The 17748-nt window shown below is 64.6% G+C and carries 11 protein-coding genes; 4 read left to right on the plus strand and 7 right to left on the minus strand.

The window, feature by feature from the left end; translation table 11 throughout:
- Positions 1-61 precede the first annotated feature (61 nt).
- Complete coding sequence (locus tag ABWK72_RS16760; RefSeq protein ID WP_367870716.1) at positions 62-778, minus strand: Bax inhibitor-1 family protein; 717 nt, start codon at positions 776-778, stop codon at positions 62-64.
- A 132-nt stretch (positions 779-910) separates the two neighbouring features.
- Positions 911-2119, minus strand: a complete 1209-nt coding sequence (lpxK, locus tag ABWK72_RS16765; RefSeq protein WP_367870717.1) for a tetraacyldisaccharide 4'-kinase — start codon at positions 2117-2119, stop codon at positions 911-913.
- A 102-nt stretch (positions 2120-2221) separates the two neighbouring features.
- Here lpxK and rph point away from each other — a divergent pair, with 102 nt between their 5' ends.
- Together rph and ABWK72_RS16775 are read left to right on the plus strand one after the other, a co-directional pair.
- The gene (gene rph / locus ABWK72_RS16770) at positions 2222-3007 is read left to right on the plus strand and encodes a ribonuclease PH (protein WP_367870718.1); all 786 of its coding nucleotides are present in this window, start codon (positions 2222-2224) and stop codon (positions 3005-3007) included.
- Positions 3008-3052: 45 nt separating this feature from the next.
- Entirely contained in the window at positions 3053-3769 is a 717-nt protein-coding gene (locus ABWK72_RS16775) for a type II secretion system protein (protein WP_367870719.1), read from the plus strand.
- 61 nt (positions 3770-3830) lie between these two features.
- Here ABWK72_RS16775 and ABWK72_RS16780 read toward each other — a convergent pair whose 3' ends face one another.
- The 5 genes from ABWK72_RS16780 to ABWK72_RS16800 all read right to left on the minus strand — a co-directional run bounded on the left by ABWK72_RS16780 (position 3831) and on the right by ABWK72_RS16800 (position 8128).
- Positions 3831-4682 (minus strand): hypothetical protein, encoded by an 852-nt coding sequence (locus tag ABWK72_RS16780; protein WP_367870720.1) that lies wholly within the window; start codon positions 4680-4682, stop codon positions 3831-3833.
- 53 nt (positions 4683-4735) lie between these two features.
- Positions 4736-5608 (minus strand): hypothetical protein, encoded by an 873-nt coding sequence (locus ABWK72_RS16785; protein ID WP_367870721.1) that lies wholly within the window; start codon positions 5606-5608, stop codon positions 4736-4738.
- 117 nt (positions 5609-5725) lie between these two features.
- Entirely contained in the window at positions 5726-6619 is an 894-nt protein-coding gene (locus ABWK72_RS16790; RefSeq protein WP_367870722.1) for a hypothetical protein, read from the minus strand.
- Between the two features lie 73 nt (positions 6620-6692).
- Positions 6693-7562 carry a hypothetical protein gene (locus ABWK72_RS16795; RefSeq protein ID WP_367870723.1) on the minus strand — a complete coding sequence of 290 codons (870 nt, stop codon included), beginning with the start codon at positions 7560-7562 and terminating at the stop codon, positions 6693-6695.
- A 125-nt stretch (positions 7563-7687) separates the two neighbouring features.
- Positions 7688-8128, minus strand: a complete 441-nt coding sequence (locus ABWK72_RS16800) for a hypothetical protein (protein ID WP_367870724.1) — start codon at positions 8126-8128, stop codon at positions 7688-7690.
- A gap of 259 nt (positions 8129-8387) precedes the next feature.
- On the opposite strand from ABWK72_RS16800, the gene ABWK72_RS16805 reads away from it, so the two are divergent.
- Positions 8388-11528, plus strand: a complete 3141-nt coding sequence (locus ABWK72_RS16805) for a DUF5060 domain-containing protein (protein ID WP_367870725.1) — start codon at positions 8388-8390, stop codon at positions 11526-11528.
- Positions 11529-12034: 506 nt separating this feature from the next.
- Entirely contained in the window at positions 12035-17731 is a 5697-nt protein-coding gene (locus tag ABWK72_RS16810; protein ID WP_367870726.1) for a tandem-95 repeat protein, read from the plus strand.
- Positions 17732-17748: the final 17 nt, after the last annotated feature.

A 17748-nucleotide genomic window follows, 5' to 3' on the forward strand; every position in this document is an offset into this window, starting at 1 on the left:
ATCAAAAACGGCCGGGGAATGTCCCCGGCCGTTTTTCAAGATTCTATTCCGGTCAGCCCGCTCAATCGCGCGAGGCGAGGAAGATCCGGAGGATATACCAGAAGAGCAGGGCAACGCTGGCGAACAGCGAGAGCGCCGCGGCGACGTGCTGGCCCGGCGCATAGTGATACATGATCGCGCTGGTATTGTAGAGGATCGACCCGGAGGCGAAGACCACCATGGCGATCGAAAACCAGATGCCCATGCCGCTCATGAGACCGGGCATGAAGACGCCGGCGACGATCAGGCCGAGGGCAATGAGGCCGAAAATCTTCAGGAAACCGCCGAGGAAAGTGAAGTCCTTCTTGGTCGTGAAGGCGATCGCGGTCAGGCCCAGCACCATGAAGCCGGTGACGGCCCCCGCCTTGCCGATGGCGGAGGGATCCTTCAGCGTGGCATACATGATCAGGGGCAGGAAGATCACCGCTTCCGCGATCGTGTACAGGATCAGGCCGGAGTACCGCTTCGATTTCGAGGCACCGTTGTAGGCCCACTTGTTGGCCAGCCAGGACACGCCCATGAAGGCACCGAGGACGATCAACCAGGAGAAGCGGCCGGTGCTGAGGAGTTGCATGGCGACTGCCCCCGCGCCCATCTGGATGAGCAGCGTTTCAAGAATGACGAAGAGCCCGATCGCACCGGCAAGGTGGATGTAAGTCTTCCGCACGAAATCGGTGCGGGTCTCCACGGGAGCCTCTGCGACCGACGAGGCCGCGTAGGGATTGTAAGAAGAGTTCATAAGATCGGCGAAGTTATGGTGTCGCAGGCCGCTTCCAGCAAGGAGATTCGGGCGCGGGGGAGGATACGCGGCAGCCCGGGCGGACAGCGTTACAAAAACCTCGGCATTTTCCAATCGGGTCGCCAGCAGGGGCTACGCATAGGCATCCCGATACCTCAGCACCGGGTCGCCGGGGGCGGAGGGATGGCAGAGGCGGGTGATGAGATCTTCCCAAGCGTCGTGGCCCTTGAGGATCTCGACCTCGATCCGGAGGAAATAGATCGGGACCGTGATCCCTTTCGGCCTGGGGAAGCGCACGGCGTCCTTCTCGGTGGTGACCACCAGCTCCATGTCCCGCTCGATGCAACGCTCCATGAAGCGGTCGATCTCGCGGCGCGAAAAGCGGTGGTGATCGGAGAAGCGGCGGCGGATCTCGAGGCGGGCACCGAGTTTCTCGACGCTGCTCTCGAAGCCTTCCGGGACGGCGATGCCACTGATGGCGGCGGTCCACTTGTCCCGGAGGAATTCGAGGGGCTGGCGCTCGCCGGTGAAAACTTCCTCCAGGTAGCGGGGGCCGTGGGTGCACTCGATGATCGGGGCGACGCGGTTGTAGCGGCGCAGCTTGTGGATCAGGGCGTCATTCGGCGTGCCGTCGCACTTGGTGATCAGGATGTAGCTGGCGCGGCAGAGATTCCGCGGGGGCTCGCGGAGGGTGCCGCGGGGCAAGAGCGCACCGGTGCCGAAGGGCGCGCTGCGGTCCACCAGGACGATGTCGAGTCCGTGGGAGAGGTGCAGGTACTGCAGACCGTCATCGAGGACGAGGGTGTCCGCGCCAAGCTGGCCGACGGCGAAGCGGCCACCCTTCACGCGGTCCTTGTCGACGACGACGGCGACGCCATCGAGGTTCTTGGCGAGCATGAAGGGCTCGTCCCCGGCGAATTTGGAATCGAGCAGGAGTGCCCGGCCGGTGGAGACCAGCTTGGGCATTTTCTCGGCAGGAAACTTCGTGCCGTCCTGGCTTTTCCAGTTCTGCGGCTCCTTGAGGCGGCGGCTCTTGTAGCCGCGGCTGAGGATGGCCACGCGGCGGCCGCGGTCGCGGAGGGTGCGGGCGAGAAGCTCGACGACCGGGGTCTTCCCGGTGCCGCCGACGGTGAGATTCCCGACGCTGACGACGAGGGTGCCGAGGTGGTGCTGCTGCCGCCAGCGCTTGCGGTAGATCCGCAGGCGGGTCTGGACGATGACGCGGTAAACGCCGGAGAGGGCGCTCATGGCCAGACGCATCATGCTGGCACGGAAGCCTTTCGCCCGCCCGAAGATGACGTCCGCGCCCCAGCGCTCGAGTTCGGCCAGCGATTCCTTCATTTCATCCCCGCCGCCAGCGGAACCCGGAAGGCTTGATAATCCAAGCCTGAAAAGCCGCGCGCGCTTGCCATCGGGGCGGGGCTTTCCTTGACTGGTCTCCTTATGCCCTCCGCCCGCCACGATGGCCGCCAAGCTGACCAGATCCGCCCGATTTCCTTCATTCCGCACGTCGCGCCGTATGCGGCGGGCTCGGTGCTGGTCTCCTTCGGCGAGACGCGGGTGATCTGCGCGGCGACGATCGAGGAGGACGTGCCGCGCTGGATGAAGATGCAGCGGGTGGAAGGCGGCTGGCTGACCGCGGAGTACAGCATGCTGCCCTACTCGACCCTGGAGAGGAAGCAGCGCGACATCACCCGCGGTAAGATCGACGGGCGCTCCTCCGAGATCCAGCGCCTGATCGGGCGCGCGTTGCGGGCGGTGACCGACCTCAAAAAGTTGGGCCAGCGGACGATCTGGATCGATTGCGACGTGCTGCAGGCCGACGGCGGCACGCGGACGGCCTCGATCACCGGTGGCTGCGTGGCGCTGGCGATCGCCCTGAACAAGCTGATGGCGGCGGGCAAGCTGAAGGGCTTCCCGCTGACCAAGCTGGTCTCCGCGGTCTCCGCGGGCGTGGTCGGCGGCGTGCCGGTACTGGATCTCGACTATGTGGAGGACAAGGACGCCTCGGTGGACTTCAATGTGGTCATGACCGAGAGCGGGGACTTCGTGGAAGTTCAGGGCAGCGGCGAAGAAGCGGTTTTCTCCGGCGCGGAAATGACCGCCATGCTGGAGCTGGCGACCAAGGGAGCCAAGGAACTGAGCGCACTTCAGCGGCAAGCGATCCTGGAGGCGGACCGGCCGAGCGGGGACTCGCTGGCGGCACTGGCCGCGGCCTTTTCACGTTGAATTCACGGGATTTGTGATCCTTCGCAGGGTAGCTTGGGTAGATCCATGAAACCCCAGAATCATGACGCGGCTGGCATCACCATGATGGAGATCTTGGTGGTGATCGTGATCATCACGGGACTCGCGTTGGTCTCTGCTCCCGTGGTCTTTACGTCGCGGAAGGCTCCCGACCGCACGGAGGCGCTCAACAACATCAAGCAGGTCGGAATGATGCTGTCCGATTTCGAAGCCGACTACGGGAAGTTCCCTGACGATGAAACGGCGGAGGAGGTGAGGCGCAAGACCAAGACCGAATTCAAGCTCACTGGCCAATACTCGAACGATTACTTCCGCCAGATGCTCGCGGGCGGTAGCGGAAAGTCCGAGAAGCCTTTCTGGTGCAAGACCGCGCAATCCCCGAAGAAGCCCGACGACGTCTTCAGCATCCCCGCCAAGGCACTGGAAGCCGGTGAGGTGGGATTCAGCTACATCATGGCCAGCCCGACCCGGGGCCAGAGCGTCAGCGATGAACCGAGTCGCCCCGTGGTGGTAACTCCTTCCTACCGCTTCCAGCCGGACTGGACCTTCGATCCCGAGGCCTTTGCCGGGAAAGCGATCGTCCTGCGCCTCGACAACCGCGCCACGCCGATGCAGATCCGCGAGGACAACCGGAAGGTCTCGACCAACACCGGCAAAACCCTCGGCGACACCGGAGAGAACACGCCGTGGGGCAAGGTCATGACCCCTTACCTCCGCGCTCCGGAGCCACGCGGCGGTAAATGAGCGAAAGGGATAGGCCCATTCAGCGAGCGGCACCTTACGACACTTCAAGTTATCGCCCCGCTCACGGCCTCTTCACCGTCACCGTCTCGCTCAGCTTGTAAGGCCCTTCGACGCGCATCGTCACGCCCGGACCCGGCTGGGCTTCCATGACCATCGCCGCCTCGATCTTCACGTCCAGATCGGCGCGGTCCGCCAGGGAGCGGTGGGTGATCGCGCTGCCTTTGAAGCTCAGGCTGGCTTCAGGCCCGCCGATCGCCGTGCCCTTCACGTCGTAGGTCGATTTCAGGACGGCACAGGGAGTGCCTTGGAAATCCTTCACTTCCACGAATTCGACCGTGTAGGCACCCGTCAGTTTTTCGGCATCGGCGAAGGAGCGGAGATTCTTCGGGTCCACGGTCCACTTGTCGCCCGGCTTGCGCGGCGTGTCGCCATACAGCGCCACCTCGCTCTCGCCCTCGAGCGCCTTCACCAGCTTTGCCAGATGGGCGGCTTGGGCCGGGGTCGGCTCGCCTTCCTCCAGCTTGGCGGTGAAGCTGCCGTCCGCCGCCCGCTCCACAAGTACCGGGACCGCCTGCAAGGGCACCGGCTCATCCGGCATCGGGCGGTCTTGGCCGCTCAGCGTGATCTTGCCCTCCAGCGTCTTCTTCTCAAGCACCTCCCGGCTCTGGGTCGGGGACAGGATCTCGATGCTGTCCAAGCGGCTCTCCTTGCGGGTCGATGTGCCCTCAATGGTCTTCTCCGGCGTCGTCAGGGTCAGCTTCGCCCCGGTGATCTCGAGCACCGCCTGCTTGCCCAGCTTGGTCCCCGCGGGCTGGGAATACTTGCCCTTCTCCGCCAGCACATACTCCTCCGCCTGTGCTGCCAGCAGCAGGCCCGCACCGGCTACCATTCCCAGGGTGAATCGTCTCATCATGAGCCAACCCTGATCCGGTCCCGCGCGGAAGCAAAAGCAGATTCCGCCGCCGCTCAGGGCTTCTTCACCGTCCCCGTCTGCGTCATCTTGAAGGGGCCGGTGACGTGCATCGTGACCTGCGGGTTCGGCTGGCCCTCCATGGTCATGGTGGACTCCATTTTGGTCTCCAGATCCACGCGGTCCGCCAGGGAACGGTGGGTCACGGCAGTGCCCTTGAAGCCCATCTTCATGCCCGCCCCGCCCAGCGCCGCGCCGGTCACCTCGAACTCCGATTTCAGCACCGCACAGGGGGTGCCCTGGAAATCCTTCACTTCCACGAATTCCACCGTGTAGGTCCCGGCCAGATCCTCGGCCTCGCCGAAGGCCTTGATCTTCTTCGGGTCCACCGTCCATTTGTCGCCCGGCTTGCGCGGGGTTTCGCCGTAGATGGCGAGGTCGGAGTCGTTGCCCAGGCCCTTTGCCAGCTTGGTGAGATCCTCCGTCTGTGCGGCCGTCGCCTCGCCGGCTTCCAAGGTGGCGGTGTAGGTGCCGTCTTCCTTCTCTTCCAGGATCACCGGCACGCCTTTGAGAGACTCGGGCTTATCCCCCATCGGCCGTTCCTGGCCATTGATGATCATGGCGCTCGAGGTCTCCTTGTCCTGCAGCAGGCGCCGCGCCTTGGTCGCGGAGAGGATCTCGAGGGTGTTCACCTCGGTGTCCTTGCGGCTCATCGTTCCTGCCATCGGCGGCTGGCCCTTCACTTCCACGGTCAGCTTGGCATCCGTGATCTCGAGTAGCGAGTTCTTGGTGACCTTGGTGCCCGCGGGCTGGGAATTGCCCTTGCTCTTCTTGGCAAGCACGTGGCCTTCCTCCGCCGCGTGCATCTCCTGTCCGGCCAGCAGCAGGGCGGCCACGGCGATCCATCCTAGGGTGAACTTTCTCATCATCCGCGGAGCCTGCGTCTTCCCCGCAGGGCAGGAAAAGCAGAATCCGCCGCCGCTCAGGGCTGGCGGAGGCAGGGACCTTTCTCCGAAAGGTCAGGCGGGGGATGGCCCGAAGCCTCCTCAGGGCTTCGCTTGGGATGCCTTGCGGAGCATCGTGTAGTTGCCGCTCACGCGCATCCGCATCGTCAGTGCCTGCTCGCGAACCATGGTGGTCCGGGCCTGGACTTTCACTTCGATATCGAGAAGGTCGGCGAGCGAGCGCTGGGTGATCGCCTCGCCTTGGTAGGTGAGATTCGTCGGCGGCATTCCGGCCCGCGGGGGCAGGTTGCCTTTCACGTCGAAGACCGCCTTCAGCACGGCGCAAGGGACTCCGCCCACATCCTTCACCTCCACGAATTCCATCTTGCAAGTGCCCGTCCAGTCCCCGGGCCCGACGAAGCTGCCGGCGAGCTTCGCATCCACGTCCCACTTGTCACCGGGCTTGCGCGGGGCATCGCCGTAGAGGGCGAAGTCATCCTTGGCGGCGAAGCTGGTGGCCAGGGTTCCGAGCATCGTGGTCTGCTCGGCGGTGGGGCCGCCCTTCTCGAAGGTGGCAGCGTAGCGGCCGTCCTTCTTCTCCACGATCACCGGTATGCCTTTCAGCAGGGGCTGCTCCAAGGGCTTCGGCTGGGTCTTGTCGCCGAAGATGATGCTGCCTTCCTGCACCACCTTCTCCTGCACCGTGCGGAACTTGGTCTCGGAGATGCCTTCCATCGTCATCACGTCGCTGTCCTTGCTGCTCATCTTGCCCTCGGCCGACTTGCCGGCGGTATCGACGGTGACGATGGCATTCTTCACTTCAGCGACCGTCTCGATGGTCCGCTTGACGCCGGGCGGCAGGGAACCGGCGGCGGTGGCGGGCTTCGCCAGGACATGGCCCCCGTCTGCGGCAGGGGCTCCGCCTTGGGCCTTCGACTCGTGGGGGCAGCACAGGAATCCCGCGCCGACCATCATTCCTAGGACTAGCTTGCTCATGCTCCGAGCCTGAAGCGGTCGGCCGCGGGAGGGGAAGCAGATTGTCCGCGCCTCGGCGTTTGATGGCCTGCGCTCAGGGTTTGGTGAGGGTATTGCGGACCCGGGCGCTCATGGGACCGTCGGTCAGGATTGAGGTGCCATCGGATTCGCCTTTTATCGTGAAGTTCGCTTCGAGCTTCGTCTCAAGATCCATGAGGTCGACGAGCGACCGAAGCGCGGTGTATTCACCTTGAACGCGCATCGTTGCATTTTCCAAATCGTCGTCGGCCATTGTGCCGGTGAAATCCAAAACCGACTTCAGCACCGCACAGCGGATGCCTCCGACCTCCTTGATTTCCACGAATTCCACGGTCAGGGAGCCGTCGAGGTCCTTGGCTCCGGCGAACTCCGCCAGCAGCTTTGGATCCACCTTCCATTTGTCGCCCGGCTTCCGCGCCACCTCGCCATAAGTAACCAGATCTTCCCTTTGGGCGAATTCTCCAGCGATCTCCGCCAGCTCCTTTTCCTGTTCCGGTGTGGGGACGCCTGCCTCGAGGGTAGCGCTGTACTTGCCATCCTTTTCCTCCAGGATGACGGGGACGCCGGTGAGAGGTCCAAGCACGGCCGGTTCTTCGACGGTTTCGCCGGCGATGGCCATGGTCGAGGTTTCCTCGTTCTTGGTCTGGATCCGCCGGTAGCGGGTGGGGGAGAGCGCTTCGGTCGTGATGCTTTCGACGCCCGTGATCTTCATTGTCCCCTCCATGTCCTCCTCTCCCTCCGTGCTCAGCACCACTTTGCCGCTCTTCATGTCGAAGCTCGTTTCCTCAGTGAACTTCGCGCCGATCGGCATCGGCGCGTCCTTCTTCGCGAGCACGTAGCCTTCTCCCGCCTCTTCCCCCCGCAAGGCTCCGCTGGCGAGGAGCAAGAGGGTGGCGGACAGCAAGCCGGGGAGGATCTTTCTCATGATGCACCAAAGTTCCCGGGCGGGCGGGAAAAGAGAAGCAGATTGTCCGATCCGTCTCACCCCCCTAAGGCTGTCGGACGGATCGGACAAGGTGGTGCGCTCAGAGGACTGAGCGGACTACCTTACTACTTCGCGGGGATCGCAGGCTTGAGCTTCTCCACAATCTCCTCTGCGAGAGCCTTGGCGTCGGGCTCCTTGCTCAGGGTGATGACGAAGTCCTTGCCCAGCGGTCCGGATTGCACGAAGGGAGCGGTCAGGGGCTTGCCGTTGAAGAGGATCGCGATGCGCAGCTTGCCGGGCTCGCCGTTCTTGGTGGCCGCTGCCAAGCGCTTGCCGCCTTCCTCGCTCAATTGGATGGCGACCCCCTTCGAGCCTGGATCGCGGGAGACCTGTGCGACCTGCTTCTCGTTCACGATCAACTCGTCGGAGAGCGTGATGACCTCACCGGACTTGGCCAGCTTCACGGTCTGCTTGCCCTTCCCGGCTTCGACCACCTGGCGGATCTCGAAGAGGTCGGCGCTGGCGAGGGAGGGGATGAAAAGGAGAAGAGCGAGGAGTGCTTTCATGCGGCTTCACTGATGGTGTGGGAGTGAAAGCGGGTCAAGGGGAGAGAGGTGGGCCACCTTGCATCTTGCACAGCGCTCCCTTGAACAGGTGTCGGCTTCGTGCATAATGCCGTTTCCGACTTCTTCCTGCGAACTCGTGTGAGTCCGCCTAATGACGGAAAGCTCTTTAGCTATACGAATTATGGCGTTTTTTGCTTGGAAAAATCGCGGGACGGCATGATTTCCGCAAGCCGCAAGGGAGGCCCCCGATCCCGCTGTCATGTTCCGATCTCCCCATCCGCCCCCGCGGAATCTTTTCCGCCATCTGTTCGTCCCGCTTTTCGTGCTGGGGATGGTTGCTCTTTCGCAGCCGCTGGCTGCCCAGCAGGGAGCGGTGATCCCGGTCGTCGGAGAGCCCAAGACCTGGCACAAACTGACCTTCGATTTCACCGGTCCGGAGAGTTCGGAGGGCGCGACGCCGAATCCGTTTACCGACTACCGCTTCAACATCACCTTCACCCACGTGGCGAGCGGCCGGACTTTCCTGGTCCCGGGCTACTTCGCCGCGGATGGCGATGCGGCGAACACTTCCGCCGACTCCGGCCGCATCTGGCGGGCGCACTTCGCGCCGGATGCCGAGGGTGACTGGAGCTGGCAGGCGTCCTTCCGCAGCGGCGAAAACGTGGCGGTGAGCAGTGATCCTGCGGCGGGAGAAGGCGCGTCTCATTTCGACGGGGCGACGGGTGCCTTCATCATTCAGCCGAGCGACAAGACCGGCCGCGACATGCGGGCGAAGGGCCGCCTGGAATACGTGGGCAAGCACCACCTGCGCCACGCCGGGACGGGGCGCTACTTCATGAAGGCCGGCACCGACTCGCCGGAGAACCTGCTGTCCTACGCGGACTTCGACGGCGACTTCAAAAGCGACGGCGAGGAGGACGAGCTGGTGAAGACCTACGCGCCGCACGTGGCGGATTGGCAGGAGGGCGATCCGGTCTGGCAGGGCGACAAGGGCAAGGGCATGATCGGCGCGATCAACTACCTGGCCTCCGAAGGGCTCAATGCCTTCTCCTTCCTGACGATGAACATCAACGGGGACGACAGGAACGTCTTCCCCTACGTGGACTACGCCGAGCGGGCGCGGATGGATGTCTCCCGGCTCGGCCAGTGGGAGATCATCTTCGAGCACGCCGACCGGATGGGGATGCATCTCCACTTCAAGACGCAGGAAACGGAGAACGAGACGCTGCTGGACAGCGGCAATACCGGCAACCAGCGCAAGCTCTACTACCGCGAGCTGATCGCACGCTTCGGCCATCACCTGGCGCTGAACTGGAACCTGGGGGAGGAGATCAACAACGCCTCGACCGCGCAGAAGGTCTCGTGGGCTCAGTATTTCCACGACAACGACCCGTACCATCACCCGATCGTGATCCACAACGGGGCGAGCCACTCCGACATGCTGGGCGATGCGTCGAAGTTGACGGGCTTCTCGCTGCAGATGAACGAGGCGAACTTCAGCGATACCTACTTCAATGTCGCCCGCTATATCCGGCGCTCTGCCGAGGCCGGCCGCCCCTGGGTGGTGGCCTGCGACGAGCCGGGCGACTCGCGCAAGAGCGTGCGGCCGGACTACGATCCGGGGAACAGCCACCGGGATGCGCGCAAGAACGGGATGTGGGGCACGATCATGGCCGGCGGGGCGGGCTGCGAATTCTACTTCGGCTACGATTATCCGGAGTCGGACCTGACGCTGCAGAACTTCCGCAGCCGGGATGCGTTCTGGGACTACTGCCGCTACGCGGTGCAATTCTTCGATGCCAACCTGTTTCCCTTCGAGCAGATGAAGACTCACCCCGAGCTGGTGAGCGGGAGCGGCGACAACGCCAACCGCTGCCTGGCCAAGCCGGGGGTCGCCTACTTGGTCCAGCTTTACAACGGCGGCAGCTCCACGCTCGACCTGACGGGTGCCAGCGGCCCCTTCACGGTGAAGTGGTATGACCCGCGGAATGGCGGTGCGACGGTGCCGGCCCCGGATCTGGAGGGTGGCAGCGTGGTCCCGCTGGGCAGCCCGCCGGATAGCCCCACCGAAGATTGGATCGTGCTGGTGCAGGCGGTCGGCAGCGGCGGCACGGGGACGAACAATCCCCCGGTGGTCAGCGCGGGCGTGGACAAGTCGGCCTTCCTCAGCGGCGGCACGGTGGCGGTGAATCTGGCCGGTAGCGTGAGCGACGACGGCCTGCCGGACGAGTTCGCACTGACCCGCAGTTGGACGAAGCAGTCCGGGCCGGGCGCGGTTTCCTTTTCCAGCACCACGGCCAGCATCACCACTGCCACCTTCGCGGTGCCGGGCAGCTACGTGCTGCGGTTGACGGCGAACGACAGCGAACTCCAAGCCTTCGACGAGGTGGCGGTGACGATCAACCTGCCCCAGAGCGGCGGCCACCGGAGCTTCGCGCCGACGCAGGATGCCTACCTCCAGAACGGGGAGAATTTCAACGACACGGCGCTGCGGGTGGAGAGGACCACGCGGGTGCGGACGAGCTACCTGCAATTCGACCTGGCCACGCTCGATGCCACCCCGACCGGGGCGGTGCTGAGCTTGACCGAGGGAGCGGACGATTCCGGCGGGATCGTGACCTTGCGGCTCTATGCCACGGCCACCGGCGATTGGAGCGAGGGCACACTCAGCGGGGCGAATGCGCCGGCGAAGGGGCAGGAACTGGCGGTCTTCACCGGTGCGGTGGCGGATGGCGCCACGGTGGACTTCGATCTCGGCATGCACATCGCCGGGCCGGGAGCGTATGGATTTATCCTGGAGATTGATGCGTCCTCACGCGACGTGGCCTTTGCGTCGAAGGAGTATGCGACGGTTGCGGCGCGGCCGGTGCTGACGGTTGCGACGATCGAGAATGCGATGCCGGTTTTCGCAGGGTTTGCGGTCGCGACGATGGAGGACCGGGCGGCGGTCGTTTCCTTTGCGGAGTTGCTGGCCGCGGCGAGCGATCCGGATGGCGATCCGGTGAGCGTGGTGGCGAACGGCGGGACGACGCTGAATGGCGGCGAGGTGGAGATCGGGGCGGAGGGCCTCACTTACACGCCGGCAATCGACTACATCGGGCCGGACAGTTTTACGCTGACGGTGCAGGATGGGCGCGGGGGATTTGCGAGTGGGGAGCTGAGTATCGAGGTGATCGGGACGGATGGGATCGAGGGAGGGCGAGTGAGTTTGGAGAGGGGCGAGACGAACCGTGTGAGATTTGAGGGTGTGCCGCGATTGCTTTACGTGATCGAGCGGTCGGGAGATTTGGGGACTTGGGAAGTGGTCGGGACGATTCGCGCGGATGCGGAGGGAGCGGTGGAGTGGAGCGATCCGGAGCCGCTGGCGGGGATGGGGTTTTATCGGGTGGGGGTGGAGTGATATTTGAAATTTGATCGGTGATATAAGGGAGGGGGAGGATCTGTCCGATCCGTCCCACACCCCTAGGGTGGTCGGACGGATCGGACAGAGGTGGTCCGCACAGTCCTCTGTGCGGTGGAAGCCACCTCTGTGGCGCGCCTCATCCGGGGGCCTCTCGGGTGGATGCCGCCGCCAGAACTGCCTCGGCCGCACAGGGACTGTGCGGAGCACCTTGGAAGAGCCTCCTTTGGGGGGACTTTTCCTAGCTGCGGGGCGGGCTGAAAGGCGGACCTAACTAGGGGTATTCACGGATGGAAGGTGAGGCGTTATTGGTCTTTTTTCCTCGTCGATGACCCGTAAAACCTTTAGATTGGACGCTTCCAATGCATGGACGCGGTCTCGGGCTCCCCTTGCCCAAGGTCAGGTGCATGAGAAGAACGGATCAATTGCCCCCTGCGGAGACTGTGGGGATTTCTCGCGTCGCAATCTTTAACGATTGCTGAATTTCAAATTTTACGAACGAGCTGATGTCGCCAATCAGAGTCCTTTTTGCCCTTGCCAGTGTGGCCGGGGTCGCGGTCGCGCCTGCGATCGTCGGCCCGACCGATGTTTATCAGGAATCCGGAGGAATGGTGGTGATGGAGGCGGAGAATACGCCGTCCTCGCTGGGGACGGGAAGCGACCGTTGGGAACTCTATACACCGGGGGAGACGAACTACGTGGATGGCGCGACGGGCGGGGCGCATCTCGAATTCCAAGGCAATTACCCGAACGGCGCGACCACGCCGAAGACGCCGCTCACCTACAAGTTCAAGATCAACGAGGCCGGCACCTACCAGCTTCACATCCGCTCGCGGGCCCGGTTGGCCGGCGCGGCGGACGACAAGAACAACGACTGCTACGTGAAGCTCACGGGCCTCAACGGCTCGACTTTCGACGATGGTCCGAACGCGGGCGGCTCGCACATGGACGACGCGATCAAGTCCCTGCTGACGAGCAGCACCAAGATCTACGTCAATTCGCCCACCAGCTGGGGCTGGGCGAACCTGCTCGATGCCGGCGGCTCCTCGAACAAGCGCTGGCCGGTGTATCAATTCCCCGCTGGCGGCAGCTACGAGCTGAGCCTCGGCGGGCGCTCGGGGAAGTACAACTTCGACCGCATCATCTTCCGCAAGGTCTCGATCCCGGATACTGCGGCGAAGTCGACGGCGATTCCCGAATCCGCGCTCAACAGCAGCGGCAGTACCTCGCCGGCGATCGCGCGGGTCATGCTGGTGAATGCGGATACGGATGACGATGCGGGGATCCTGAGCCACGGCGGGACGATCAACCTGGCACCGCTGGGGCCGAACCTGAACCTGCGGGCGGACACCACGCCGGCGGTGATCGGCTCGGTGCGCTTCACCCTCGATGGCGCGGAAATCCGGAACGAGACCCAGACGCCCTACAGCATCGGCGGGGACAACATTTGGGACGATTACCTGCCGTGGACGCCGACTGCGGGCAGCCACACGCTGACGGTGACGCCCTACTCGGTCACGGGCGCGGCGGGCACGCCGGTGACGGTGAATTTCACGGTGACGAACCAAGCGGTGGCGGGATCGCCGGTGGCGAATGCGGGGGTGGACAAGACGATCACGCTGCCCAGCACGACGGTGAGCTTGAGCGGCTCGGGGACGGACAGCGGCGGGAGCATCGCGGGCTACAAGTGGGACCAGGTTTCCGGGCCGATGCCGGTGGCGTGGTCGTCCAGCATCGCGGCGAGCCCGACGCTGAGCGACCTGGCGCACGGGACTTACAAGTTCCGGCTGACGGTCACCGACAACAGCGGCCTGAGCGGCTATGACGACATGACGGTCACGGTGCTGCCGGCGGCGAATTCGCCGGTGGTGAACGCGGGGGTGGACAAGACGGTCACGCTGCCGGCGACTGCCGTGACCCTCAACGGGACCGGCACCGATCCGAGGAATTCGATTTACGCTTACCTGTGGACCCAGCTTTCCGGGCCGAGCAATGCGACGCGCGCGGGCGAGAGCAGCCTGAACCTGACGGCCTCGAATCTGATCGCGGGGACCTACGTTTTCCGCCTGCGGATCTATAGCGAGGTTAGCGACGTGGTCCTGGTTGGTGCGGATGATGTGGTGGTGAACGTGACCGCCGCCACGGGGGCGCCGGTGGCGAATGCAGGGGTGGACAAGGCGATCACGCTGCCGACGAATTCGGTCACCCTGAATGGTTCCGGGACGGACACGGGTGGCTCGATCAGCAGCCATGCGTGGACGCAGGTTTCGGGGCCGGGCACGGCGGGCTTGTCCGGGAACGCGAGCGCGAACCTGACGGCTTCGGCGTTGATTGCGGGGAGTTACGTCTTCCGCCTGACGGTCACGGACAACAGCGGGCTGACGGCTTCGGACGATGCGGTGGTGACGGTCACGGCCGCGGCTTCCAATCCGCCGGTGGCAAATGCGGGCGCGGACAAGGCGATCACGCTGCCGACCTCATCGGTGACTTTCAACGGGTCCGGGACGGACACGGGCGGCTCGATCACGGGCTATGCGTGGACGCAGGTTTCCGGACCGGGGACGGCGGGCTTGTCGGGGAACACGAGCGCGAACCTGACGGCCTCCGCGCTGGTGGCGGGTAGCTATGTCTTCCGCCTGACGGTGACGGATAATAGCGCGCTGACCGCTTCCGACGACGTGACGGTGGTGGTTTCCGCGCCGGGTTCCGGCGCGCCGGTGGCGAATGCGGGGGCGGACAAGACGGTCACGCTGCCGACTTCCTCGGTGGTGCTCAGCGGCTCCGGGACGGACAGCGGCGGTTCGATCAGCAGCTACGCGTGGACGCAAGTTTCCGGGCCGAACACCGCGACCCGCGGCGGCGCTGCCACTGCCACGCTCACCGCCTCGGGACTGGTGCAGGGCGGCTATGTCTTCCGCCTGACGGTGACCGACAACAGCGGGCTGACGGCATCCGACGACGTGATCGTGACCGTCAATCCTGCGGCCGGAAGCAGCGGCCAAGTGCTGACCACGCTGATGCTGGTCAATGCCGACACCGACCAGGAACTCGGCCCGATGACGACCGGCATGAGCATCGACCTGGCGGTCACGCCGAATATCAGCGTGCGTGCGGACACCTCGCCCGCGCCGGTCGGGTCGGTGCGCTTTTCGTTCAACGACACGGTGAACCTGCGGACGGAGAGCGGGCCGCCCTATACGATCAATGGCGACGTCAACCAGAGCGACTACCTCGCGTGGCCGATCGCGCTCGGTACTCACACGCTGACTGGCACGCCTTTCACGCAGGCTGCGGGAGCCGGTTCCGCGGGGACGCCGCTGACGGTGGTCTTCAACGTGATCAACAGCGCGACTTCCGGGATCCCGGTGGCGAATGCGGGCGCGGACAAGACGATCGTGCAGCCGGCTGCGAGCGTGGTCTTGAACGGCAGCGCGACGGACGCGGACGGCAGCATTTCCAGCCACCTGTGGACGCAGGTCAGCGGGCCGGGCGCGGCGGCGCTATCCGGCAGCGCGACGGCGAACCTGACGGCGTCCAATCTGGTGCAGGGCACTTATCTCTTCCGCTACCGGGCAACCGATAATGCGGGGAATTCCGCGAGCGACGAGGCTTCGGTCTTCGTGCTGCCGGACAGCGGCGGCGAGGCGCTGCTCAGCGGCGAGCTGAAGAAGTGGCACAAGGTCACACTGAGCTTCAGGGGGCCGGTGACCAGCGAGACGGCGACGCCGAATCCCTTCACCGACTACCGGCTGAATGTGACCTTCAGCCACCCGAGCAGCGGCAAGAGCTACGTGGTGCCCGGCTACTTCGCGGCGGACGGGAATGCGGCGAACAGCTCGGCGGGATCCGGCAATATCTGGCGGGCCCATTTCGCGCCGGACGAGACCGGGCTGTGGGTCTACACCGCGTCCTTCCGCAGCGGCTCGAACCTGGCGACTACCGCCGGTTCCACCGCGGGCGCGAGTGCCGGGTACTTCGACGACGACACGGGGAACTTCAACATCGCCGCGACCGACAAGAGCGGCGTGGACTTCCGCGGCAAGGGCCGGCTCGAATACGTGGGCAAGCATCACTTGCGCTTCGCGGAGACCGGCGAGTATTTCATGAAGGCGGGCGTCGATGCGCCGGAGAACCTGCTGGCGTATTCGGACTTCGATGGCGAGTTCAAGAGCGATGGCCAGGGTGATGCGTTTCTCAAGACCTGGGGTCCGCACGCGGGCGATTGGCAGAGCGGCGACCCGAGCTGGGGCGACGGGAAGGGGAAGGGTCTGATCGGCGCGATCAACTACCTGGCCGCCGAGGGCTTGAATGCCTTTTCCTTCCTCACCTTCAACGTGGGCGGGGATGACAAGAACGTCTTCCCCTACACGACCTACAGCGAGCGGAGCCGGATGGATGTCTCGAAGCTCGACCAGTGGGAGATGGTCTTCGAGCACGGCACGGAGAAGGGGATGCACATGAACTTCAAGACCCAGGAGACCGAGAACGAGCTGACGCTCGACGGCGGCGATACGGGCAACCAGCGCAAGCTCTACTACCGCGAGATGATCGCCCGCTTCGGCCATCATCCGGGGCTGAACTGGAATCTCGGGGAGGAGATCAACGACGCTTCCTCCACCCAGAAGAAGGCGTGGGCGCAGTACTTCCACGACAACGATCCGTACAAGCATCCGATCGTCATCCACAACGGCTCGAACCACTACGACATGCTCGGCAGCGCTTCGAAGCTGACCGGGTTCTCGCTGCAGTTGAACGCCTCCGACTTCACGGACATGTTCAGCATGACCAAGGACTACATCGACCGTTCGGAAGATGCGGGGCGGCCTTGGGTGGTGGCTTGCGACGAGCCGGGCGATTCGCGGCTGGCGCTGCGGACCGATGCCGATCCCGGGTCCAGTCACACGGATGCGCGGAAGAACGCGATCTGGGGCAATATCATGGCCGGGGGTGCGGGTGTGGAGTTTTACTTCGGCTACGATACCGCGCACTCCGACCTGACCTGCCAGGACTTCCGCAGCCGGGACAGCTTCTGGGACTATTGCCGCCATGCGAGGGAGTTCATGGAGGGGAACGGCATTCCCTTCGAGCAGATGAGCAACCGCAATTCGTTGGTCAGCGGCTATGGCAACAACGCCAACCGCTGCCTGGCGAAGACCGGCCACACGTATCTGGTGCAGCTCCACGGCGGCGGCACCCACACGCTGAATTTGAGCGGGACGAGCGGAAGCTATACGGTGAGGTGGTTCAACCCGCGCAGCGGCGGTGCGCTGATCAACGGGCCGACGGTGAACGGTGGCGGGACGGTCAGCCTGGGCGCGCCGCCGAACCCGACGACGCAGGACTGGATCGCGCTGGTGCGCTCGACCACTGCGGGCGGGGCGACCAATACCGCGCCGGTGGTGAATGCAGGCCCGGACAGTTCCGGCTTCCTGAGCGGTGGCACGGCGCAGGTGCTGCTGAGCGGCAGCGTGACGGACGACGGCCTGCCGGACCCGCTGGCGCTGACCAGGAGCTGGTCCTTCGTTTCCGGGCCGGCGGCGGTCGCCTTCTCAAGTCCGACGACGGCCTCCACGACGGCGACCTTCACGGTGCTGGGCAGCTATGTGCTGAAGTTTACTGCCTCGGACAGCCTGCTCTCCGCCTCGGATCAAGTGACGGTGACGGTCCAGCCCCCGGTGGGGAATAACCGCCCGCCGGTTTTCTCCGGCTACAGCACCTCTACCCCGGCGAACAACGCGCTGACGCTGTCTTACTCGCTGATGCTGGGGGGGGCCTCGGATCCTGACGGCGACGCGCTGAGCCCGGTGATTGCGAGCGGCAGCAGCGCCGCCGGTGGCTATGTGGCGATGGCTTCCGGGATGCTGACTTACACGCCGCCCCCGGATTTCAGCGGTAGCGACAGCTTCGCGCTGACCATTCAGGATGGCCGCGGCGGTTCGGCCACCGGCAGTCTGGTGATCACCGTGCAGCCGGAAGACGGGGTGACCGGTCTGGCGCCGCCGGTGATCGAGCGGATCGAGGGGAACCAGCACCGGGTGCGCTTCCACGGAGTGCCCGGGGTGCAGTATAGTTACCAGCGCTCGGAGGACTTGGTGCGGTGGACGACGCTGCAGACGCTGACCGCGGGGGCGACCGGGGTGGTGGAATTCACCGATTCCACCCCCCCGTCGGGCAACGGGTACTATCGCCTCACGGCTCCGTAGTGGATTCCCCTAGCATG

The organism is Luteolibacter sp. Populi (genome assembly GCF_040801775.1).
GTDB lineage: Bacteria > Verrucomicrobiota > Verrucomicrobiia > Verrucomicrobiales > Akkermansiaceae > Haloferula.

Coding starts and splice junctions, on each gene's coding strand:
- ABWK72_RS16760 (WP_367870716.1), bottom strand. CDS start 778: ATGAACTCTTCTTACAATCCCTACGCGGCCTCGTCGGTCGCAGAGGCT.
- lpxK (WP_367870717.1), bottom strand. CDS start 2,119: ATGAAGGAATCGCTGGCCGAACTCGAGCGCTGGGGCGCGGACGTCATC.
- rph (WP_367870718.1), top strand. CDS start 2,222: ATGCCCTCCGCCCGCCACGATGGCCGCCAAGCTGACCAGATCCGCCCG.
- ABWK72_RS16775 (WP_367870719.1), top strand. CDS start 3,053: ATGAAACCCCAGAATCATGACGCGGCTGGCATCACCATGATGGAGATC.
- ABWK72_RS16780 (WP_367870720.1), bottom strand. CDS start 4,682: ATGATGAGACGATTCACCCTGGGAATGGTAGCCGGTGCGGGCCTGCTG.
- ABWK72_RS16785 (WP_367870721.1), bottom strand. CDS start 5,608: ATGATGAGAAAGTTCACCCTAGGATGGATCGCCGTGGCCGCCCTGCTG.
- ABWK72_RS16790 (WP_367870722.1), bottom strand. CDS start 6,619: ATGAGCAAGCTAGTCCTAGGAATGATGGTCGGCGCGGGATTCCTGTGC.
- ABWK72_RS16795 (WP_367870723.1), bottom strand. CDS start 7,562: ATGAGAAAGATCCTCCCCGGCTTGCTGTCCGCCACCCTCTTGCTCCTC.
- ABWK72_RS16800 (WP_367870724.1), bottom strand. CDS start 8,128: ATGAAAGCACTCCTCGCTCTTCTCCTTTTCATCCCCTCCCTCGCCAGC.
- ABWK72_RS16805 (WP_367870725.1), top strand. CDS start 8,388: ATGTTCCGATCTCCCCATCCGCCCCCGCGGAATCTTTTCCGCCATCTG.
- ABWK72_RS16810 (WP_367870726.1), top strand. CDS start 12,035: ATGTCGCCAATCAGAGTCCTTTTTGCCCTTGCCAGTGTGGCCGGGGTC.